The organism is Microbaculum marinum (assembly GCF_037855135.1).
In the GTDB taxonomy this organism is placed as follows: domain Bacteria; phylum Pseudomonadota; class Alphaproteobacteria; order Rhizobiales; family Tepidamorphaceae; genus Microbaculum; species Microbaculum marinum.
Genome location: NZ_JAZHOF010000008.1, coordinates 239085 through 258638, shown reverse-complemented (window position 1 = coordinate 258638; position 19554 = coordinate 239085). Strand labels below are relative to the sequence as shown.

At 67.3% G+C, this 19554-nt stretch carries 22 protein-coding genes; 4 read left to right on the top strand and 18 right to left on the bottom strand.

Annotated elements, in window-relative coordinates:
* Positions 1–534 carry a YceD family protein gene (locus V3328_RS19645; protein ID WP_340331415.1) on the bottom strand — a complete coding sequence of 178 codons (534 nt, stop codon included), beginning with the start codon at positions 532–534 and terminating at the stop codon, positions 1–3.
* Entirely contained in the window at positions 534–1109 is a 576-nt protein-coding gene (locus tag V3328_RS19640) for a ubiquinol-cytochrome C chaperone family protein (protein ID WP_340331414.1), read from the bottom strand. Before V3328_RS19640 ends, V3328_RS19645 begins: the two co-directional genes overlap by 1 nt.
* Before the next feature lie 132 nt (positions 1110–1241).
* Between V3328_RS19640 and V3328_RS19635 the strand changes: the two genes are divergently transcribed.
* Positions 1242–1736 carry an outer membrane protein assembly factor BamE gene (locus tag V3328_RS19635; RefSeq protein WP_340331413.1) on the top strand — a complete coding sequence of 165 codons (495 nt, stop codon included), beginning with the start codon at positions 1242–1244 and terminating at the stop codon, positions 1734–1736.
* Positions 1737–1879: 143 nt separating this feature from the next.
* On the opposite strand, the gene V3328_RS19630 is transcribed toward V3328_RS19635, so the two are convergent.
* The 9 genes from V3328_RS19630 to glyA all read right to left on the bottom strand — a co-directional run bounded on the left by V3328_RS19630 (position 1880) and on the right by glyA (position 11046).
* Entirely contained in the window at positions 1880–4000 is a 2121-nt protein-coding gene (locus tag V3328_RS19630) for a sodium-translocating pyrophosphatase (RefSeq protein ID WP_340331412.1), read from the bottom strand.
* Between the two features lie 187 nt (positions 4001–4187).
* The gene (locus V3328_RS19625) at positions 4188–5405 is read right to left on the bottom strand and encodes an MFS transporter (protein ID WP_340331411.1); all 1218 of its coding nucleotides are present in this window, start codon (positions 5403–5405) and stop codon (positions 4188–4190) included.
* Positions 5406–5478: 73 nt separating this feature from the next.
* On the bottom strand, positions 5479–6498 hold the full coding sequence (gene thiL / locus V3328_RS19620; RefSeq protein ID WP_340331410.1) for a thiamine-phosphate kinase: 1020 nt from the start codon (positions 6496–6498) through the stop codon (positions 5479–5481).
* Entirely contained in the window at positions 6495–6992 is a 498-nt protein-coding gene (gene nusB / locus V3328_RS19615) for a transcription antitermination factor NusB (RefSeq protein ID WP_340331409.1), read from the bottom strand. Before nusB ends, thiL begins: the two co-directional genes overlap by 4 nt.
* Positions 6989–7453 carry a 6,7-dimethyl-8-ribityllumazine synthase gene (gene ribH, locus V3328_RS19610; RefSeq protein WP_340331408.1) on the bottom strand — a complete coding sequence of 155 codons (465 nt, stop codon included), beginning with the start codon at positions 7451–7453 and terminating at the stop codon, positions 6989–6991. Before ribH ends, nusB begins: the two co-directional genes overlap by 4 nt.
* Positions 7450–8058: a riboflavin synthase gene (locus tag V3328_RS19605; RefSeq protein ID WP_340331407.1), complete on the bottom strand. Its 609-nt coding sequence runs from the start codon at positions 8056–8058 to the stop codon at positions 7450–7452. Before V3328_RS19605 ends, ribH begins: the two co-directional genes overlap by 4 nt.
* Positions 8059–8076: 18 nt before the next feature.
* Complete coding sequence (gene ribD / locus V3328_RS19600) at positions 8077–9207, bottom strand: bifunctional diaminohydroxyphosphoribosylaminopyrimidine deaminase/5-amino-6-(5-phosphoribosylamino)uracil reductase RibD (protein ID WP_340331406.1); 1131 nt, start codon at positions 9205–9207, stop codon at positions 8077–8079.
* An 18-nt stretch (positions 9208–9225) separates the two neighbouring features.
* A complete protein-coding gene (gene nrdR / locus V3328_RS19595) occupies positions 9226–9714 on the bottom strand; it encodes a transcriptional regulator NrdR (RefSeq protein WP_340331405.1) in 489 nt (162 codons plus the stop codon).
* Positions 9715–9744: 30 nt separating this feature from the next.
* Complete coding sequence (glyA, locus tag V3328_RS19590) at positions 9745–11046, bottom strand: serine hydroxymethyltransferase (protein WP_340331497.1); 1302 nt, start codon at positions 11044–11046, stop codon at positions 9745–9747.
* A gap of 287 nt (positions 11047–11333) precedes the next feature.
* On the opposite strand from glyA, the gene V3328_RS19585 reads away from it, so the two are divergent.
* A complete protein-coding gene (locus V3328_RS19585) occupies positions 11334–11864 on the top strand; it encodes a hypothetical protein (RefSeq protein WP_340331404.1) in 531 nt (176 codons plus the stop codon).
* An 86-nt stretch (positions 11865–11950) separates the two neighbouring features.
* Here V3328_RS19585 and V3328_RS19580 read toward each other — a convergent pair whose 3' ends face one another.
* The gene (locus V3328_RS19580; RefSeq protein WP_340331403.1) at positions 11951–13267 is read right to left on the bottom strand and encodes a L,D-transpeptidase family protein; all 1317 of its coding nucleotides are present in this window, start codon (positions 13265–13267) and stop codon (positions 11951–11953) included.
* 263 nt (positions 13268–13530) lie between these two features.
* Entirely contained in the window at positions 13531–13902 is a 372-nt protein-coding gene (locus tag V3328_RS19575; protein WP_340331402.1) for a winged helix-turn-helix transcriptional regulator, read from the bottom strand.
* A gap of 99 nt (positions 13903–14001) precedes the next feature.
* Between V3328_RS19575 and V3328_RS19570 the strand changes: the two genes are divergently transcribed.
* Positions 14002–14328 (top strand): nuclear transport factor 2 family protein, encoded by a 327-nt coding sequence (locus V3328_RS19570; RefSeq protein WP_340331401.1) that lies wholly within the window; start codon positions 14002–14004, stop codon positions 14326–14328.
* Entirely contained in the window at positions 14325–15107 is a 783-nt protein-coding gene (locus V3328_RS19565; RefSeq protein ID WP_340331400.1) for an SDR family oxidoreductase, read from the top strand. The genes V3328_RS19570 and V3328_RS19565 overlap by 4 nt, the downstream gene beginning before the upstream one ends.
* Positions 15108–15177: 70 nt before the next feature.
* Here the strand turns inward: V3328_RS19565 and ldtR are convergent, their stop codons facing one another.
* From ldtR to V3328_RS19540, 5 genes are all read right to left on the bottom strand, one after another.
* Complete coding sequence (ldtR, locus tag V3328_RS19560) at positions 15178–15702, bottom strand: transcriptional regulator LdtR (RefSeq protein ID WP_340331399.1); 525 nt, start codon at positions 15700–15702, stop codon at positions 15178–15180.
* Positions 15703–15822: 120 nt separating this feature from the next.
* The gene (mmsB, locus tag V3328_RS19555; protein ID WP_340331398.1) at positions 15823–16713 is read right to left on the bottom strand and encodes a 3-hydroxyisobutyrate dehydrogenase; all 891 of its coding nucleotides are present in this window, start codon (positions 16711–16713) and stop codon (positions 15823–15825) included.
* 47 nt (positions 16714–16760) lie between these two features.
* Positions 16761–17180: a DUF6163 family protein gene (locus V3328_RS19550; RefSeq protein ID WP_340331397.1), complete on the bottom strand. Its 420-nt coding sequence runs from the start codon at positions 17178–17180 to the stop codon at positions 16761–16763.
* Positions 17181–18245, bottom strand: a complete 1065-nt coding sequence (locus V3328_RS19545) for an enoyl-CoA hydratase/isomerase family protein (protein WP_340331396.1) — start codon at positions 18243–18245, stop codon at positions 17181–17183. It abuts the gene before it with no gap.
* 166 nt (positions 18246–18411) lie between these two features.
* On the bottom strand, positions 18412–19551 hold the full coding sequence (locus tag V3328_RS19540) for an isobutyryl-CoA dehydrogenase (RefSeq protein WP_340331395.1): 1140 nt from the start codon (positions 19549–19551) through the stop codon (positions 18412–18414).
* Positions 19552–19554 lie beyond the last annotated feature (3 nt).

Genomic DNA, 19554 nt, shown 5'->3' with positions numbered 1-19554 from the left:
TCACTCTCCCTCACGGGCCCCCTTCAGGGCCGACAGGGCCGCGAACGGCCCCTTCTCTTCTTCTTCGCCATCATCAAATTCGCCCGGGGCGAACTCAACCCCCGGCTTGCGGGGATAGGGATCGAGTCCGAGGGCCACATGCTCGGCGGCAAGCGCGCCGATATCGATCTGGTCGCCGACCAGTTCCTCGATGTCGCGTTCGGCTTCGACGGCGGCATCGGCCTGAGGGGCGCGGGCAGCGGCACCTTCGGCCGCGAAATAGACCTCGACGTCCTCGCTGACCGTGTTCTCGACCGGATCGAGCGTCACCACGCAGGTCTGCTCGACCCTCGCCTCGACGTGCCCCTGCACCTTCAGGCCACGGCTCCGCCACGGGGCGACGTGGAACGTCCCTTCCAGACTTTGCACGGCCGGGATATCGAACAGGCGGGCGAGGGTCTCTCGCTCCTGCGGATCGGCTTCGATCACCAACTCGAGGCCGTCAGCAGGCACGTTGTCCCGCCTGACGATCCGGCTCAGCGGATGCGCGGTCATCACCCTTCTCCAGTCGCGGTTTCCATACGCGACGGCACGGCCGGCCAGGTCAGGATCGCGGCCATCACGTCGCTCCCCGCAGTTGCCGCCAGCGCTTCGCCGCACAGCAGTACGTAGGATGCCATCGCGTCGATGTCAGCCTGATCGGCAACCCGCTCACCCGAACGGCCGGCGAACAGGTTGCGTTCCAATGCGGCCTGAAGGCCCTCGGCGCTGTTTGCGTCGATGGCGGAATCGTACACGCCGGCGCGTCCGTAGAACGCCTCGGCCATCCCCCTGACCCGCCGGGGCACGGACAGATCGCCGGTGCCCATTTCACGCAGGTTGCGGTCCATGTCGGCCATGAACGCGTCGAACAGGGCCTGTGCCAGCGCCCGGCCGCGGGCATCCTCGCCGCGCAGGCGGCGCATCACCAGAACGACATGCAGCACGATCATGTCGAAACGACCTTCGGGAGTATCCGGAACGCCCAGTTCGGCATAGAAGGCCGGCTGCCTAGCCTGCGCCACGATTTGCCCGTAGAGGACATTCGCGCGGTCGTCCGACTGGAAGCGTTTGAAAAATCTGCGTAGCATTTCAGGCTGTTTCCGGCGTCGCCGCCCAGGTACCAATGTTCTGCCGCTATGTTGCATTCCACGAAGCAGCCAGCTAGGTCAAACCCCCGCCGTTGGAATTTGTACGGACGCGGCCCTCGGAACAAGAAGACGATGCGACACACCCTCCCCATCCGACCCAAGACCACCAAGCGCTTCCCCGCCGGTTCCCGCGGGGCCCGCAGCGTCGCCATTGCGCTGGGGCTCGGTGTCGCCCTTGCCGCCGCCGGCTGCAGCAGCATCACGCAGGTCCAGCGCCACGGTTACATCGTGTCGCAGGACCAGCTCGACCAGGTTCCCGTCGGCTCGAGCAAGGAACAGGTCGACTATGTGCTCGGGACGCCGTCGACCACGGCGACCTTCGGCAACGAGGTCTACTACTACATCTCGCAGACGACCGAAACGACGGCCTTCCTGGCGCCGAAGGTGACCGACCAGCGCATCCTCGCCATCTATTTCGACGACGACAGGCGCGTGTCTCGACTGGCCGACTACGGGCTGCAGGACGGCAGGGTCTTCGACTACATCAGCCGCACGACGCCAACCACCGGTGCCGAAGTGACGCTGCTGCGCCAGATCTTCTCCTCCGCGGTCGGCGAGAACGTCTGATAGCCCGCGGGGCTTCCGGGTTGCCGGCCCGTGCCGCCTGAGGCGGCGCGGTCCCGCGCGGCCCGATCGATATCCGACGCCGGGAATGAAAAAGGCCCCGCGGAGTCGCCTCCGCGGGGCCTCGTGCGTGACGACGCGGTGCGTCAGTGCGCCAGGACGGCGAGCAGCAGCAGCGCGACGATGTTGGTGATCTTGATCATCGGATTGACGGCCGGACCGGCGGTGTCCTTGTAGGGATCGCCGACCGTGTCGCCGGTCACCGCGGCCTTGTGGGCCTCGGAGCCCTTGCCGCCGTGGTGGCCGTCCTCGATGTACTTCTTGGCGTTGTCCCAGGCACCGCCGCCCGCCGTCATCGAGATGGCGACGAACAGGCCGGTGACGATCACGCCGAGCAGCATCGCACCGAGCGCCGAGAAGGCCGCCGACCTGCCGCCGATCCAGTCGACGACGAAGTAGACCACGATCGGCGACAGCACCGGCAGCAGCGAGGGAACGATCATTTCCTTGATCGCCGCCTTGGTCAGAAGGTCGACCGCCGCCTTGTAGTCCGGCCGGTCCTTGCCTTCCATGATGCCCGGCTTCTCGCGGAACTGCCGGCGCACTTCCTCGACGATGGCGCCACCGGCGCGACCGACCGCCATCATGCCCATCGAGCCGAACAGGTACGGCAGCAGGCCGCCGAAGAACAGGCCGACGACCACGTACGGGTTGGACAGCGAGAAGTCGAGCGAGACCCCGTCGAAGTACGGGAACTCGGTCGGGTTGGCGATGAAGTAGTTCAGGTCCTCGGTGTAGGCCGCAAACAGCACCAGTGCGCCGAGGCCGGCCGAACCGATGGCATAGCCCTTGGTCACCGCCTTGGTGGTGTTGCCGACCGCGTCGAGCGCGTCGGTGGTCTTGCGGACGTCGGCGGGCAGGTCCGCCATCTCGGCGATGCCGCCGGCGTTGTCCGTGACCGGGCCGAAGGCATCGAGGGCGACGACCACGCCGGCCAGCGCCAGCATGGTGGTGACCGCGATCGCAATGCCGAACAGTCCGGCGAGCGAGTAGGTCACGATGATGCCGGCGATGATCACCAGCGCCGGCAGGGCGGTGGCTTCCATCGACACGGCCAGGCCCTGGATGACGTTGGTGCCGTGGCCGGTGACCGAGGCGTTGGCGATCGACTTCACCGGGCGGTAGTTGATGCCCGTGTAGTACTCGGTGATGAAGATGATCAGCGCGGTGACGACCAGGCCGGCGATGCCGCACAGGAACAGGTCCATTCCGGTGAACGACAGGCCGCGGCTGGTGGTCAGCACCGTGTCCATGCCGAAGAAGTACATGGTGATCGGGTAGAGCACGATGGCCGACAGGATGCCGGTGCCGATGAAGCCCTTGTAGAGGGCGCCCATGATCGACTGGTTGGAGCCGAGCCGCACGAAGAACGTGCCGATGATCGACGTCACCACGCAGGCCGCGCCGATCGCCAGCGGATAGAGCATGGCGGCGCCGAGGTAGTCCTGGGTGGCGAAGAAGATCGAGGCGAGCACCATGGTGGCGACGACCGTCACCGCGTAGGTCTCGAACAGGTCTGCGGCCATGCCCGCGCAGTCGCCGACATTGTCGCCGACGTTGTCGGCGATGGTTGCCGGGTTGCGCGGATCGTCTTCGGGGATGCCGGCCTCGACCTTGCCGACGAGATCGCCTCCGACGTCCGCACCCTTGGTGAAGATGCCGCCGCCGAGACGGGCGAAGATCGAGATCAGGGACGCCCCGAAGCCGAGCGCGACGAGCGCGTTGATGACCACGCGGTCCTCCGGCGCAAGGCCCATGAAGCTGGTCAGCACCAGGTAGTAGACAGCGACGCCGAGCAGCGCCAGGCCGGCCACCAGCAGCCCGGTGACGGCACCGGAGCGGAAGGCGATGGCGAGGCCGGCGGCGAGGCTCTGGCTGGAGGCCTGCGTCGTGCGCACATTGGCGCGCACGGAGACGAGCATGCCGATGAAGCCCGCCAGGCCGGAGAGAATCGCACCGATCGCGAAGCCGATCGCCACGGGGATCGACAGAAGCCAGGCGACGACGACGAAGATCACGATGCCGACGATGCCGATCGTCGTGTACTGGCGCGTGAGGTAGGCTTGAGCGCCCTCCTGGATCGCTCCGGCGATTTCCTGCATGCGCTGGTTGCCCGCATCCGCCGCCATGACCGACTGGATAGCCCAGACGCCATAGACAATGGACAGGGCCCCGCAGGCGATAATCACCCAAATAGCCATAGACATGGGGTTCAATCCTGTTTGTCTGATTTTCTACGATTTCGGACGGACGGGGATGACCGGCCCAACAGCTTACCCATTCCGGCTGGCGCCCCCGCCGCAGCTGACCGAAGGTCGGGCGGACCTTTGCCAGAAAAGCGGGCAATAAGCAACCAAGCCGAAGGGCGATGGCGAGTCCGCCGGGGCGGCCGGGTCAGGAGGCCGTTTCGCGCCCGCCGAACAGCCAGAGCCAGATCAACAGGGCAAAGCACATCACCACGACCGGAAATATGACGATGTTCACGGCTTCCCAGCCGAACGCGTTCAGCATCGCCCCCGACATCAGCGTGGCCAGTGCCTGAAAACCGAACACCAGGAAGTCGTTGAGGCCCTGCACGCGCGAACGCTCCTCGGGCCGATAGGTCTCCGTCAGCATCGTCGTGGCGCCGATGAATCCGAAGTTCCAGCCGATGCCGAGCAGAATCAGGGCGCCCCAGAAATGCGCCAGCGACAGGCCGGCTATCGCGACGACACCGCAACCGGCCAACAGCATGAGGCCGAGCGCGATGATCCGCTCGCAGCCAAACCGGGCGATGAGCGAGCCGGTGAAGAAACTCGGGGCGAACATCGCGATGACGTGCCACTGGATGCCGAGCGTGGCGTCGGTCTGACTGTGGTCGCAGGCGACCATGGCGAGCGGCGTGGCGGTCATCACCAGGCTCATCAGGCCATAGCTGGCGATGGCGCAGATCACCGCCACGACGAAGCGGGTCTGCGTCGCGATTTCCTTCAGCGGGCGCCCCCCGTGCCCCGCGCGGACCACCGCGGGCCTCGGAATCCGAAGGAAGGACAGGACGAAGATCAGCGCGGCCGCCAGCACGATCTGCGCGAGGAATGCCCCCGCGAAGGGAATCGGATCCAGCGAATCCTTGGTGAAGATGACGATCTGCGGGCCGATGACACCCGTGATCACGCCGCCGATCAGCACCCACGAAATCGCCTTGGGCCGGAAGTCGGCACTGGCCGTGTCGGCCGCGGCGAACCGGTATTGCTGGACGAAGGAATTGCCGAGCCCGGTGAAGGCCGTGCCGAGGCAGAGCAGCCAGAAGCTTCCGATAACGATCGCATAGGCCGCGAGCGCGCCGCCTATCATCGGAGCCAGTGCGCCGAGCTGGAAGCCGGCGCGCCGGCCGATCCGCTGCATGAGCAACGCCGCGGGAAACGACCCTGCCGCAACTCCCAGAACGAAGGTGGTGATCGGCAGGGTGGCCAGCAGCTTGTTGTCGCCGAGCAGATAGAACCCGGCAAGGCCGCCCATCGAGATGACGATCGGCGCCGACGACGCCCCGACGGCCTGGGCGGCCGCGAGCACGAGCGCGTTCCGGCGCGCTGCGCGATCGTCATAACCTTCGGCAATGGTCGCGCCGGTCATCGGTTCACACGACTCGGGTCCACGGATCGGGCGTGCACAACCGCATGCCAAAGGCGGATCGTCAACGGGCTATTCAGTCTGGCGAATATGTGCTCCGGACATGGCTGAACGACCGTTCGCCGAAATGGACGGGACGACCCCGGGCATCCAGGAAGGTTGCCTCGGAGCCGCCGTCCTCGATCACGCCGATCTCGGCAACGGGCGTCCCGGCCGAACCTGCGGAAACCCGGAAGTCGCGAGCCCTGTCCGGCGGAACCGTGCAGACGATCTCATAGTCGTCACCGCCGCACAGGCACAACATCGCCAGGCCCGGATCGGCGTCGACGGCCTGGCGGGCCGCCGGGGACAGCGGCACGTCTTCGACGGCGATGCGGGCAGACACGCCGGAGGCCGCACACAGCTTGTCGAGATCGCCCGCCAGCCCGTCGGACACGTCGAGCGCGGCCGTCGCGTACTGCGACAGCACGGGCGCCAGCTCAACGCGGGGGCGCGGAAGTCTGTACCTGTCGAGGAGATGCGCGCGCGCCTCGTCCGACAGCCCCCTCACCCGCTCGTCATCCCTCGCCGCAAGCAAACCAAGCGCGCCGTCGCCGATGGTTCCGGTGACGAAGACGCGGTCGCCGGGCCGGGCACGGCTGCGGCGCACCATCGTGCCGGTGGCGACGATGCCGAACGCGGTTATCGAGACGAGAAGACCGTTTGAGCGGATCGTGTCGCCGCCGTAGAGCGTGGCGCCGTATTCGGCCTGGTCGGCCGCCAGCCCGGCGGCGAAGCCGGCGATCCATTCTTCCGTCCAGTCCTCGCCAAGCCCGAGGAGCACCAGATATCCGACCGGACGGGCGCCCTTGGCGGCAAGGTCGGACAGATTGACCCGCAACGCCTTGCGCGCGATGGTTTCCGCAGCTTCGCCGGGCAGGAAATGAATTGCCTCGGCGATCCCGTCCTTGGTCAGAACCAGGTCGCTTCCCGCCGGCGGCGTGTAGGCTGCAGCGTCGTCGGTGAGCCGAAAGGCGCCCGGCGCCACAGCGAGCGGCCTGAAATAGGTCTCTATCAGGCCGTGCTCGTCGCGGATCGAGGCACCGTCCGCACTCATCCCTCTCGGCTTCCGGACAGTTCCGTCTGCCGCATCCTGCGCGCGAGGTTGTCGAGGATGGCGTTGGCGATCCCGGGCTCCTCGCCGTCCTCGAAGAAGGCCCGGGCGATGTCGACATACTCGGTGATCACCACTCTCGGCGGGACGTCGCGGCGCTCGATCATCTCGTAGACGCCTGCCCGCAGCAGCGCCCGCAAGGTGAGATCGATCCGCTTCAGCGGCCAGGTGCGCTCCAGCGTCTCGTCGATCTCGCGGTCGACGCGCGCCTGGATGGTCACGACGCCGGTCACGAGTTCGCGGAAGAAGCGGACGTCGGCGCCAATCAGCGTGTCGCCTTCCAGATCCTTGCCGAGGCGATGGCTCTCGAACTCGCCGAGCGTGGTGTCGAGGTCGCTGCCGGCCACGTCCATCTGGTACAGGGCCTGCACCGCGGCCAGACGCGCCGCGCCGCGCTTGTTGGCCTTCGCCGGCTTCCGGGCGCGATCGTCGGTCATCGTTTCTCGCCGCGCAGACTGCGCCTGACGCCGATCATGGCGAGGGCCGCACGCGCGGCGAAGCCACCCTTGTCGCGGCCGTCCCGGGAGGCGCGCACGTTGGCCTGCTGGGCGTTCTCGACGGTCAGGATGCCGTTGCCCAGCGCCAGTTCGTGCTCCACGGCGAGATCCATCACGGCGCGCGCGGATTCACCGGCGACGATATCGTAGTGGCTGGTTTCGCCGCGGATGACGCAGCCGAGCAGCACGTAGCCGTCGAACGCGGCCGGCGCGTAGCGATTGCCGGCGCCCACCGCCATCGCCAGGGCGGCCGGGATCTCCAGCACGCCAGGCACCCAGATGCGCTCGACATGGGCGTCCGCCTCCTCCAGCGCGGCCATCGCGCCGCTGCGCAGCGCCTCGGCAATGTCGGGATAGAAAACCGCCTCGATGATCAGGATGCGCGGGCCGTCGTGGGTCATGTGTGTTCCGTTTCCTTCAACCGGGCGACATAGCGCGCCATCAGGTCGACTTCGATATTGACCGGATCACCGGCCTGCCGGTCGCCCCAGGTGGTGACCTGCAGGGTATGGGGAATGAGCGTCACCCAGAAGCGGTTTTCCGCAACGCCGTTGACGGTCAGCGACGTTCCGTCGAGGCAGACGGAGCCCTTCTCGGCGATGAACCGATGAAGCGGCGCCGGCACGTCGAAGGTGAAGCGGACGGCCTCCCCCTCCTCGTCGCGCGCCACGATCGTTGCGACGCCGTCGATGTGGCCGGTGACGACGTGGCCGCCGAGTTCGTCGCCCTGCCTCAGCGACCGCTCCAGATTGATGCGCGTGCCCGGCTTCCAGGCGCCCGCGGTGGTGCGATCCAGCGTTTCGCCGGACACATCGACGGTGAAAACCGTCCGGTTGCCGTCGGTACGGATGGAGGTCGCGGTCAGACAGGGGCCGCAGCAGGCGATCGAGGCACCGAGCGCGATCGAGTCGGCGGGATAGGCACAGGCGATGGCGAAGCGGCTGACGCCGTCGCCGTCCTCGCGCGAGACCACCTCGCCAATATCGGTGACTATGCCGGTAAACATCAGAAACCCGATGCAGGCCTATCGCGTCCGCAAGTAGGTGGACATGGTGTCGCTTCCAGGTTCGGCGCCAAACACGGCACCGTCGACGCGCCTGTATGCCCCGCCCGAGACGACTGCGGCAAGTCCCGATCCCGCAGGGATGCCATGCGGCCCGATCTCCACGGCGCCGTTGAAGATCACCGCCTCGTCGACGAGGTCGTCCGCGACAAGGCTTGCCGCGACCTCCGCCCCGCCCTCGACGAGCACGCGGGTGATGCCCTGCCCCACCAGCGTCTCGAGCGCGGAGCGCATGCCGATGCGGCCGTCAGCGCCCGCCGGGACCGCCAGGATCGCGGCGCCCTTGTCGAGGAGTGGCTGGCGGCCTTGCGCGGTCGCCCCGCAAATCAGCCAGACCGGCGTCCGGTCGGTGCCCGCGAGCATGCGGGCCTGCGGCGGCATCCGCAGTCGCCCGTCGAGCACCACCCGGACCGGCGACCGGTCCGCCATTCCGGGCAGCCGGCAGGTCAGTTGAGGATCGTCCGCCAGCACCGTGCCGATCCCGACCAGGATCGCATCGTTCACGGCGCGCAGCATGTGAGCGGCGGCGCGGGCGCGGGGGCCGGTGATGGCGACGGGGGCGCCGCCTGGTCCGGCGATCATGCCGTCACGGCTGACGGCCAGCTTCAGCGTCACCCAGGGCCGGTTGTCGCGGACACGGGTCATGTGGCCCGCATTGACGGCGAAGGCGAGATCGGCGCAGCAGCCGACATCGACCTCGATGCCGGCCGAGCGCAGCCGCGCATGGCCGCGCCCGCCGACCAGCGGATTGGGATCCTCGAGCGCGGACACGACGCGGGCGACGCCGGCCGCCACCAGGGCGTCGGCGCAGGGCGGCGTCCTGCCGTGATGCGAGCAGGGCTCGAGCGACACGTAGCAGGTGGCGCCGCGCGCCCGCGCTGCGGCTTCGGCCAGCGCCATCGTCTCCGCGTGCGGGCGGCCGCCGACATCGGTCCAGCCGCGTCCGACGACCAGCGGACCGGCTCCGTCGTCGCGCACGATCAGGGCACCGACCGCCGGGTTCGGCCACGTGCGGCCAAGCTCCCTGGTGCCGAGCCGGATCGCCGCGGCCATGAACCGGGCATCGGTTTCGGCGGAAACCGGGCCGGACATCAGCCTCGCCGGCGCGGCTCAGGCCGCCGAATCGTCCTCGATGATCTCGTCATGGGCATGTCCGGACAGAGAATCAAGAAACTCCTCGAAGTCCTTGGCTTCCCTGAAGTTTCGATAGACCGAGGCGAAGCGGACATAGGCCACGTCGTCGAGCGTCCGCAGGCCCTCCATGACCAGCCGGCCGACGGTATCGGAGGGCACCTCGCTCTCGCCCATGCTCTCCAGCCGGCGCACGATGCCGCTGATCAGGCGCTCTATCCGGTCGGCCTCGACGGGGCGCTTGCGCAATGCGACCTGGATCGAGCGGGCAAGCTTGTCGCGGTCGAAGGGAACCCGCCTGCCGGACTTCTTGATGACCGTGAGTTCGCGCAGCTGGATCCTTTCGAAGGTGGTGAAGCGGCCGCCGCAATCGGGACAGACGCGCCGCCGCCGGATGGCGGCGCTGTCCTCGGTCGGCCGCGAGTCCTTCACCTGGGTCGCCAGGCTGCCGCAATAGGGACAGCGCATACCTTCTCTCCGGCCTCCGCCTCGTATCGGCTAGTTATCGTAGATCGGGAAGCGCCGGCACAGCTCCTGCGCCCGGGCCCGCACGGCGGCTTCCACCGCAGCGTTGCCGTCTTCGCTGTTGGCGGCGCGCAGCCCTTCCAGAACCTCGACGATCATTGCACCGATTTCCCGGAATTCGGAAACACCGAATCCGCGCGTGGTGCCGGCGGGACTGCCGAGACGGACGCCGGAGGTGATCATCGGCTTCTCCGGATCGAACGGGATGCCGTTCTTGTTGCAGGTGATGTGGGCGCGGCCGAGCGACTCTTCGGCGGCCTTGCCGGTCAGGTTCATCGGCCTGAGGTCGACCAGCATCAGATGCGTGTCGGTGCCGCCGGATACGATGTCGAGGCCGGCACCGTCGAGGTGTTCGGCGAGCGCCTTGGCGTTGTCTACGATCTGCCGGGCATAGAGCTTGAACTCCGGCCGCAGCGCCTCGCCGAAGGCGACCGCCTTGGCGGCGATCACATGCATCAGCGGGCCGCCCTGGAGTCCCGGAAACACGGCGGAATTCACCTTCTTGGCAATCTCCGGGTCATTGGTCAGCACCATGCCGCCGCGCGGGCCGCGCAGCGTCTTGTGGGTCGTCGTGGTGACGACATGGGCGTGCGGAAACGGGCTGGGATGGACGCCGGCCGCGACCAGGCCGGCGAAATGGGCCATGTCGACCATCAGGTGCGCGCCGACGGAGTCGGCGATCTCGCGGAACTTCGCGAAATCGAGGATGCGCGGATAGGCGGAGCCGCCGGCGATGATGATCTTCGGCCTGTGCTCCTCGGCGAGCCTCGCCACCTCGGCCATGTCGATCTGGTGGGTCTGCCTGTCGACCGAATAATGCTGTGCGTCGAACCACTTGCCGGACATGTTGACCGGCGAGCCGTGGGTCAGGTGGCCGCCCGCCGACAGGCTCAGTCCGAGGATGGTGTCGCCCGGCCTGGCGAGCGCCATGAAGACCGCCTGGTTGGCCTGCGAGCCGGAATGGGGCTGGACGTTGGCGAAGTCGCAGCCGAACAGGCGCTTGGCCCGATCGCGGGCGAGATCCTCGGCGACGTCGACGTACTGGCAGCCACCGTAGTAGCGCCGGCCGGGATAGCCTTCGGCGTACTTGTTGGTCAGAACCGAGCCCTGCGCCTCCAGAACGGCGCGCGAAACGATGTTCTCCGACGCGATCAGCTCGATCTCGTCACGCTGCCGACCGAGTTCGCCGCGAATCGCCTCGTTGAGCTCGGGATCCGTCTCGGCGACGCCGGCGCCGAAGAAGCCCCGGTCCGCGGTGTGATACTGCGACGGCATTGTCACCGACATGGCATGCTTTTCCCGGTTCTAGAGGATGGGCCCGTGCGGTGCCGACCGTGCCACGATCTTGTTCCGTGCCATTTTCCGGCGGCCCCGTTCGCGACAGCGCATAGCATAGCAGCCGGCCATGTCCAACCGGACCAGCGACATGAGCGTTGCCGCGGCGCGACCTCAAGAAAGCTCGCATCCAGGGAACCGGGTCCGCGACCGGAACAGCAGCCCGATGTCCGAGAACGGTGCCGACGGTGGTTTATCCCACTCGGTCGTTGCAGTAGCGTCTGCGCATGATCTCACTGGAACGCGCGCGGGACGAACTGGACAGGCATCTCGCCGACAGCGGCAAGGCGACGCATTGCCGGGTCGTTGCGCATGTCATGCGCGGTCTCGCGACAGTCCGGCGGCAGGACGCCGACTTGTGGGAGATCGTCGGAGTGTGCCACGACTTCGATGATGTCGTGACCAGGCGCAATCGCGAGCTCCACGGCATCAAGACCGCGGAGTGGCTGGAGAACGACCTCCCCCGAGAGGCGCTCGACGCGATAAGGGCCCACGACCATCGTACGGGCGTCCGGGCCGATACCGAGATCGCGGATGCACTGAAACTGGCAGACGGGCTGGCGATCGCAGACGCCGATGCAGGACGGGAGGCACTTGCCGGGGCCGGCACGGACGAGGAGTTGCAGTTGCTCTCGGCCAGGCTGTCGCGCAGACCCTACCTGCTGCCGATCCTGACGGAGCTATCGGGAAAAATGAACCTGGGCTGGGGAGAACTGGTGGGCCTGCTAGACGGAGCCCCCCGGCAGCACACAGGCTGAGCCACCGGTATCCGCAGGCAAGCCTGCGAGGTACGGGGATGCCCGTGCACCGCGGCGACGGCCTGCCGCCGCGGTGGGGACTGAAATCAGCTGTTGGTGGAGGCCAGCGGTGTCGCCAGGCCGTCACGATTGTAGATGTCCGGACGGAAGTGGACGATGCCGTCCGAGGTCGCCCAGGCCGTGATGTAGGTGAAGTAGATCGGCGTCGATTTCTTCAGGTTGACGTCGAGGCGCTCGCCGGAACGAACCACCGCGTCGATCTTGGCGCGCGACCAATCGCTGTTGGGCTCGAGCAGCCAGTCGACGAGCTGGCGGACGTTCTGGACGCGCACGCAGCCAGACGAGTGGAACCGCGCGTTCTGGCCGAACAGGGTCTGCTGCGGCGTGTCGTGCAGGTAGACGGCGTGCTCGTTGGGGAAGTTGATGCGGATCGAGCCAAGCGAGTTCAGGTCGCCCGGATCCTGCTTGAGCATGTACTCGACCGCCTCGTCGGAATTCCAGTCGACGGTGGCCGGGTCGATTTCCTCGCCCTTCCAGGTGAAGATCCGGATGTTGTAGCGCTCCAGATAGGTCGGATCCTCACGCATCTTCGGAATGATGTCCTTCTGGATGATGCTCTTGGGCACCGTCCAGTAGGGATTGAAGCTGACGTACTGGATCTTCTTGCTGAGCAGCGGCGACTGGCGATCCTCGCGGCCGACCACCGCGGTGTGCCGGGACGCCACCGCGCCGCTCTCGACCGCCTCGACCTCGGCGGCGGGAATGTTGACCATCACGTAGCGGTCGCCGAGATCACCCGACATGGAACGCACCCGCACCAGATTGGTGCGGAGCTGCTCGACGCGGACCTGGACCGGAACGTTCAGTTCGGCGAGCGTCTCGTTCTGTACCATGCCGTCCGGCACCAGGCCGTGACGGGCCTGGAATCGCCGCACCGCCGCTTCGACATAGGTATCGAAGGTGTTCGACACGCCGGCGCTGGCGTTCAGGTCGCCGGTCGCGATCAGCCGCTCGCGCAGCGGCGCGACGTTGGCGTGGGACAACCCGACGCGAAGCACCTGGCCGCCGGGAACCTGTACCCAGCCGCCGCGCGCGGCGATGCCCATGTAGACGTCGATGGCGCGCTGGATGTTGTCGGCCGTCTGCGCGCTCAGCGTCGGCTGCCGGGAGTCGAAGGTGAACGACAGGGTATCGGACGACGGGTCGAACCGGTCGCTCCAGGCCGCCCTGGTCCCCGAAAAATTCAGCAATGCCGCATCGTCGGACCGTCCGGCGACACGCTGCACGCCCGGCTGACCGGCACCCGAGGACGTCAGCGACGACCACCACGTCCCACTTGCTCCGTTTTCCGCATGGGCGGAAACCGAGCCTGCTGCCACCGCTCCGGCGAATGCCAGGAGCATCAATCTGTTCTTCGATATCATCGCCATCCGTACCCGCGCTCGCGAAATCCGCCGGGTCCATCGCTTGCCGCACTGAAGGCGCGCTGCCGCGCCAGACAAGACATTACGTTGTGGTCTGTACCATCTCGACAGTTAACGAACAACAACCCTTCATGGCGGCAACATGGCGGTCACGCAGGTTTGTTGACGTAAAACGGCGTCGACTGCCGGTCGGCACTCGAATAATACACCCGGCCGTCCGGTCGTCAGGGCGCGAGGCGTGTTCAAGACGGTTCGGCCAGCTCCGGCGCGATCCGCTCGTCATCGTCATGCTCATCGCGCTGGGACGCCCAGGCGAGCAGCGCGTCCAGCGCCGGACACAGGGCCTGCCCCCAGTCGGTCAGGCAGTATTCGACCTTCGGTGGCACCTGATGATGAATGATGCGCCGGACGATCCCGTCCTGCTCCATCTGGCGAAGCTGCTGGATCAGCATCTTCTGGGAGATCGCCGGGATTGCCCGCTCGAGCTCCGAGAAACGCAGGACCTGCCCGCCAAACAGGTGGAACAGGATCACCAGCTTCCACCGTCCCTCCAGCAGCTTGAGGGCGTTCTCGACACCTTCTGCTGCGGTCTGCCGCGTATAATCCTGAGACATACTTTTTCGTAAGTACCTTACTTTTTCGTGCGTTCTTGCGGTTTTGGCTGGTTAGGCCATTTTCTGCTGGCCGACAAGCTCAAAGCAGGGAGAACACGGATGTCCCTTTCACTGCCCACACCCATTGCCAGCTACTTCGCGGCTGACGGGACGGACGGCGCGACGGTCGCCGAATGCTTCGCCTCCGATGGCGTGGTGATCGACGAAAAGGAAACGTACCGGGGACGCGCGGCGATCGCCCGCTGGAAGACCCAGGCGTCGGCAAAGTACGACTACAAGAGCGAGCCCGTCGCCGTCGACGAGCGGGGCGAGACGGTCCTCGTCACGGCGCGCGTAACCGGAAACTTTCCGGGGAGTCCGGTCGACCTGCGCTATGCCTTCACCCTTGCCGGCACCGAAATCGCCCGGCTGGAGATCGTCCAGTGAGCTTCGACCTCGGCCTCCAGGACCGGCGGGCCCTGGTCACCGGCGGCACGAAGGGCCTGGGAGCGGCGGTCGTCGAGGCCCTGGCTGCCTCCGGCGCACGCGTGGCGGCAACCGCCAGAACGGTGAACGGGGATGCGAACGGGCGGGTCTATTACATCGCCGCCGACCTGATGACGCCGGACGGTTGCGCAAAGGTCGCAGGCGAAGTGCTGGAGAGGTTCGGTGGCATCGACATCCTCGTCAACGTCCTCGGCGGATCAAGCGCGCCGGCGGGCGGCTTCGCAGCATTGACCGATGACGAATGGCGGAAGGAATTCGACCAAAACCTCATGCCGGCCGTCCGGCTCGACCGGGCGCTCCTGCCCTCCATGATCGCGCAGGGATCGGGCGTCATCATCCACGTGACGTCGATCCAGCACGAACTGCCGCTGCCCGACTCGACCACCGCATACGCAGCGGCAAAGGCGGCGCTCTCGACCTACAGCAAGAGCCTGTCGAAGGAAGTGACGCCCAAGGGGATCAGGGTGGTCCGGGTGTCGCCGGGCTGGATCGAGACGGACGCCGCGGTGGCGCTCGCGGAGCGGCTCGCGAAGGAGGCGGGCACCGACTACGAGGGCGGCAGGAACATCATCATGAATTCGCTGGGCGGGATTCCGCTTGGCCGGCCGGCACGACCCGGCGAGGTCGCCGACCTGGTCGCCTTCCTGGCATCCCAGCGGGCGTCCGCCATCACCGGCACCGAACATGTGATAGACGGCGGCACCGTTCCGACCGCCTGATGCGGCCGGGGCGCGGCTGGACCGTTTCGCCGGCAGCTACTCCATCCGCCCGCGCCTCCGGGTGGTGCGTTCAGAGCCTGTAGAGGATCTGGTCGGTCCAGAAGCGCTCCAGCTTCTGCAGCGAGCGGTTCAGGCTGTCGAAATCGGTTTCGCCCAGCCCGCCGACCTTCTCGATCGACCGGAGGTGTCGTTCGTACAGATCCGAGATGATCCGGTGCACGGCGCGGCCCTTGTCGGTCAGGCTGATGCGGACCGAGCGGCGGTCGACGGTCGAGCGCTGGTGATGGACATAGCCGCCCTCGACCAGCTTCTTGAGGTTGTAGGAGACGTTGGAGCCGAGGTAATAGCCGCGGCTGCGCAACTCGCCCGCCGTCAGTTCCGAGCCGCCGATGTTGTAGAGAAGCATCGCCTGGATGCTGTTCACGTCGGTGCGGCCCTCCCGGTCGAACTCGTCCTTGACCACGTCGAGAAGGCGCCGGTGCAGACGCTCGACCAGCGTCAGAGCCTCAAGGTATTTCGGCTTGAGGGCTTCCTCGCCGACGTAGTTGCGGTCGGTGCTCCGGGCGATGTCCTGTGTGGCGACTGCTGCGTTCATCCTGACTGCCTCGTATTCGTCTGTGGTGTTCCCCACTTGGCGCACAGGCTAGTCGGAGCGACCTAAGAGCAACTTAAGAGTCAGTCTTAATTTTCCAGAAAAGCGAAGTTTCCGATTGGTTTACCCTGTCCCCCTCAAGAAACGGATGATCCCGGAGAAGTCGACCTCGCCATTCCCGGCGCCGTCGAACAGGGAATAGATCTGGGCAGCTTCCGCGCCGAGCGGCGTTGCGGCCCCGGATGCGTTGGCAGCGTCCTGCGCGAGCTTGAGGTCCTTCAGCATCATCGCGGCGGTGAAGCCGGCCTGATAGTCGCGGTTTGCCGGCGAGGTCGGCACCGGGCCGGGCACCGGGCAATAGGTGGTCAGCGACCAGCATTGGCCCGACGCCGTAGACGAGATGTCGAACAGCTTCTGGTGGTCGAGCCCGAGCTTTTCGGCGAGCACGAAAGCTTCCGACACCCCGATCATCGAGATGCCCAGGATCATGTTGTTGCAGATCTTGGCGGCCTGGCCGTTGCCGGGTCCGCCGGCGTGGACGATCGTCTTGCCCATGACGTCCAGATACGGCTTCGCCTCCTCGAAGGCGGCCTCGCTGCCGCCGACCATGAAGGTGAGCGTGCCGGCCTGGGCGCCGCCGACGCCGCCGGAGACAGGGGCGTCGACCATGGCCATGCCGGCCTCGTCGGCCGCAGCGGCGACCCTGCGGGCCGTGGCGACGTCGATGGTGGAGGAATCGATGAACAGGGTTCCGGTCGCGGCGGCGGCGATCAGGCCGCCCTCCCCCGTGTAGACCGCCTCGACATGTCGCCCGGCCGGCAGCATGGTGACGACGACGTCGGCCCCGGCGACGGTCTCGGCGGCGGACGCGCACACCGTGCCGCCCGCTTCCGTCAGCCTGGCCTTAGCGGCATCCGACAGGTCGAAGCCGCGCACCTCGTGACCCGCCTTGACGAGATTGGCGGCCATCGGCCCGCCCATATTGCCCAGTCCGACGAAACCGATCCGTGCCATCACATCCTCCCTCGAATGACGCGCCCGCCCAGAAATTGCTGCGGACGCTACTCCTCCGGCAGCCGCAGTATCTCGCCGGTATTCTCCGGCGTTCCCGTCCACCAGGCCAGTCCGACATAGACGAAGATCGTCACGAAGTGGAACAGCACCGTCAGCCAGGCGGAGCCGAACAGGTCGGAAAAGCCGAGGTGCATGACCAGTTCCGCCACCGCGCAGAACAGCCACGCGGCGACCCCCCAGGCCGCCCCGCACCACAGCCCGACCGAGGCGACGACCTGCAGCAGCGCGAAGTAGACGGTCGCGATCTGCATGTGCACGGGCATCGTTTCGAAGCCCGGGCCGAGGACGCCGATGATCCGCGACCAGTGCAGCAGGCCGGCGGCGAAGTAGAACACCGCCAGCGAGCGCAGGTACCAGAGCAGGATCGTCGGGGCGAGCGGGGCGCTCTTGGCGAACTGGAGGGGCATCTAGACGCGGCCCGTATCGTCGAGATCGAGTTCGCCGGGGCCGAGCGGGGCGAAGAACGCATCGACGTCGGCATCGGAGACCTCGTCGAGCCTGCCGGGGCGCCAGGCCGGCGCGTTGTCCTTGTCGACGATCACCGCACGGACGCCCTCGAAAAAGTCGTGCCCCCGCAGCACCCGGTCGACGATCCGGAACTCGATCCTCATGCACTCCTCGAAATCGGCCGCGGCGCCCTCGCGCATCTGCCGCAGCGCGATCTTCAGGCTCGTCGGCGACTTGCCACGGATGACCGAAGCCTGCCTGGCCGCCCATTCGGCGTGCGCGCCGGTCTCTGCGTCCAGCGCCGCCAGCACCTCTTCCACCGTGTTTGCGGCGAAACAGCGGTCGATCACCTCGCGCAGGCCCGGGACGGTCGCCCCGGCCGCCGGCTGCGAAAATGATTCAAGGGTTGAGTCCAAGTCACTGGTTTCGCACAGGGCTTCGGCGAGGGCGGCGAAGCGATCCGACGCAACCGCGTGGGTCGCGACACCGGTATCGACCGCATCCGCCTGGCCGAGCCGCGCGCCGGTCAGCGCCAGCCAGGTGCCGGTCCTGCCCGGCAGGCGCGGCAGCAAATACGTGCCGCCGACGTCGGGGAACAGGCCGATGCCGGTCTCCGGCATGGCGAACATGGTCCGGCCGCCGGCGACCCGGCGACTGCCGTGCACCGAGACGCCGACCCCGCCGCCCATGACGATGCCGTCGATCAGCGCCACGTACGGCTTGGGATAGCGCTTGATGAAGGTGTTGAGGCGGTATTCCTCGCGATAGAAGGTCAGGGCCATGGGATCGCCCGCCTTGCCCCAGTCGTAGAGCTGGCGGATGTCGCCGCCGGCGCAGAAGGCCTTCTCGCCTGCCCCGGCGATGACCACGTGGCCGACGTCCGGGTCGTCTGCCCATTCGATCAGTTTCGGGTGCAGCGCCCGCACCATGCCGAGCGTCAGGGCGTTCAGCGCCTTCGGCCGGTTCAGCGTGACGAAGCCGGCCCGGCCGCGCTTGTCGAACAGGATTTCGGGTGCGTCGGTCATGCTGCCGACGCCAAGCGAGAGACCGTCTTCTCATACGTCATCCCGGACGGCGCGCAGCGACGATGCGGGATCGCCGGAAACGCAGGCGCTGCGGTCCGTGGCGATCCCGGCTTGCGCTGCGCCTGGCCGGGATGACGTTGGATGGACTGGTCTGTCCTCGTCGCCCTCACCGCCCGAAGATCTCCCGGGCCACGATCAGGCGCATGATCTCGTTTGTGCCCTCCAGGATCTGGTGGACGCGCAGGTCGCGGACGATCTTCTCGATCCCGTATTCCGCCAGGTAGCCGTAGCCGCCGTGCAGCTGCAGGGCCTGGTTGGCGACCTCGAAGCCGATATCGGTACCGAACCGCTTGGCCATGGCGCAGAGCCTTGTGGCGTCGGGATCCTTTGCATCCAGCGCCGCGGCGGCGCGCCACAGGAAGGTGCGGGCGGCCTCGAGCTCGGTCGCCATGTCGGCGACGCGGAACTGCAGCGCCTGAAAGCGGCTGAGCGGCGCGCCGAACGCCTGCCGGTCCTGCATGTAGGCAACCGTCTGGTCGAGCGCGAACTGGGCGCCGCCGAGCGAGCAGGCGCAGATGTTGAGCCGGCCGCCGTCGAGGCCGGCCATGGCGATCCTGAAGCCGTCGCCCTCCTCGCCGAGGCGGTTGGCCACCGGCACGCGCGCGCCCTCGAAAATCACCGCGCGGGTCGGCTGGGCGTTCCAGCCCATCTTCACCTCGTTGGCGCCGAGCCTGAGGCCGGGCGTGTCGCCGGGCACGACCAGGGTGGAAATGCCCTTCGGCCCGTCGCCGCCGGTGCGCACCATGACCACGTAGACGTCGCCCGAGCCGGCGCCGGAGATGAACTGCTTCTGGCCGTCGAGGACATAGTCGTCGCCGTCGCGCACAGCCTTCGTCCGGAGCGCGGCGGCATCCGAGCCGGAGCCCGGCTCGGTCAGGCAGTAGCTGGCAAGCTGGTCCATCGCGCAGAGCCCGGGCAGATACCTGCCGCGCTGCTCGTCGTTGCCGAACGCGTCGATCATCCAGGCCGACATGTTGTGGATCGAGATGTAGGCGGAGATCGACGGGCAGCCGGTCGCCAGCGCCTCGAAGATCAGTGCGGCATCGAGACGCGTCAGACCGGAGCCGCCGACGTCCTCGCGCACATAGACGCCGCCCATGCCCAGCGCGGCGGCGGCGCGCAGCGTGTCGACGGGGAAGTGCTTCTCCCGGTCCCACTCGACGGCGTGGGGCGCCAGTTCCGCAGCGGCGAAATCCCGGGCCATCTGCCGGATAGCGCCCTGCTCTTCGCTCAAGGAGAAGTCCATCGC

Coding starts and splice junctions, on each gene's coding strand:
- V3328_RS19575 (WP_340331402.1), bottom strand. CDS start 13,902: ATGTCTCAGGATTATACGCGGCAGACCGCAGCAGAAGGTGTCGAGAAC.
- ribD (WP_340331406.1), bottom strand. CDS start 9,207: ATGTCCGGCCCGGTTTCCGCCGAAACCGATGCCCGGTTCATGGCCGCG.
- ldtR (WP_340331399.1), bottom strand. CDS start 15,702: ATGAACGCAGCAGTCGCCACACAGGACATCGCCCGGAGCACCGACCGC.
- nusB (WP_340331409.1), bottom strand. CDS start 6,992: ATGACCGACGATCGCGCCCGGAAGCCGGCGAAGGCCAACAAGCGCGGC.
- V3328_RS19635 (WP_340331413.1), top strand. CDS start 1,242: ATGCGACACACCCTCCCCATCCGACCCAAGACCACCAAGCGCTTCCCC.
- V3328_RS19630 (WP_340331412.1), bottom strand. CDS start 4,000: ATGTCTATGGCTATTTGGGTGATTATCGCCTGCGGGGCCCTGTCCATT.
- nrdR (WP_340331405.1), bottom strand. CDS start 9,714: ATGCGCTGTCCCTATTGCGGCAGCCTGGCGACCCAGGTGAAGGACTCG.
- V3328_RS19545 (WP_340331396.1), bottom strand. CDS start 18,245: ATGACCGACGCACCCGAAATCCTGTTCGACAAGCGCGGCCGGGCCGGC.
- thiL (WP_340331410.1), bottom strand. CDS start 6,498: ATGAGTGCGGACGGTGCCTCGATCCGCGACGAGCACGGCCTGATAGAG.
- glyA (WP_340331497.1), bottom strand. CDS start 11,046: ATGCCGTCGCAGTATCACACCGCGGACCGGGGCTTCTTCGGCGCCGGC.
- V3328_RS19580 (WP_340331403.1), bottom strand. CDS start 13,267: ATGCTCCTGGCATTCGCCGGAGCGGTGGCAGCAGGCTCGGTTTCCGCC.
- V3328_RS19585 (WP_340331404.1), top strand. CDS start 11,334: ATGATCTCACTGGAACGCGCGCGGGACGAACTGGACAGGCATCTCGCC.
- V3328_RS19645 (WP_340331415.1), bottom strand. CDS start 534: ATGACCGCGCATCCGCTGAGCCGGATCGTCAGGCGGGACAACGTGCCT.
- V3328_RS19550 (WP_340331397.1), bottom strand. CDS start 17,180: ATGCCCCTCCAGTTCGCCAAGAGCGCCCCGCTCGCCCCGACGATCCTG.
- V3328_RS19540 (WP_340331395.1), bottom strand. CDS start 19,551: ATGGACTTCTCCTTGAGCGAAGAGCAGGGCGCTATCCGGCAGATGGCC.
- V3328_RS19640 (WP_340331414.1), bottom strand. CDS start 1,109: ATGCTACGCAGATTTTTCAAACGCTTCCAGTCGGACGACCGCGCGAAT.
- V3328_RS19570 (WP_340331401.1), top strand. CDS start 14,002: ATGTCCCTTTCACTGCCCACACCCATTGCCAGCTACTTCGCGGCTGAC.
- mmsB (WP_340331398.1), bottom strand. CDS start 16,713: ATGGCACGGATCGGTTTCGTCGGACTGGGCAATATGGGCGGGCCGATG.
- V3328_RS19625 (WP_340331411.1), bottom strand. CDS start 5,405: ATGACCGGCGCGACCATTGCCGAAGGTTATGACGATCGCGCAGCGCGC.
- ribH (WP_340331408.1), bottom strand. CDS start 7,453: ATGACCCACGACGGCCCGCGCATCCTGATCATCGAGGCGGTTTTCTAT.
- V3328_RS19605 (WP_340331407.1), bottom strand. CDS start 8,058: ATGTTTACCGGCATAGTCACCGATATTGGCGAGGTGGTCTCGCGCGAG.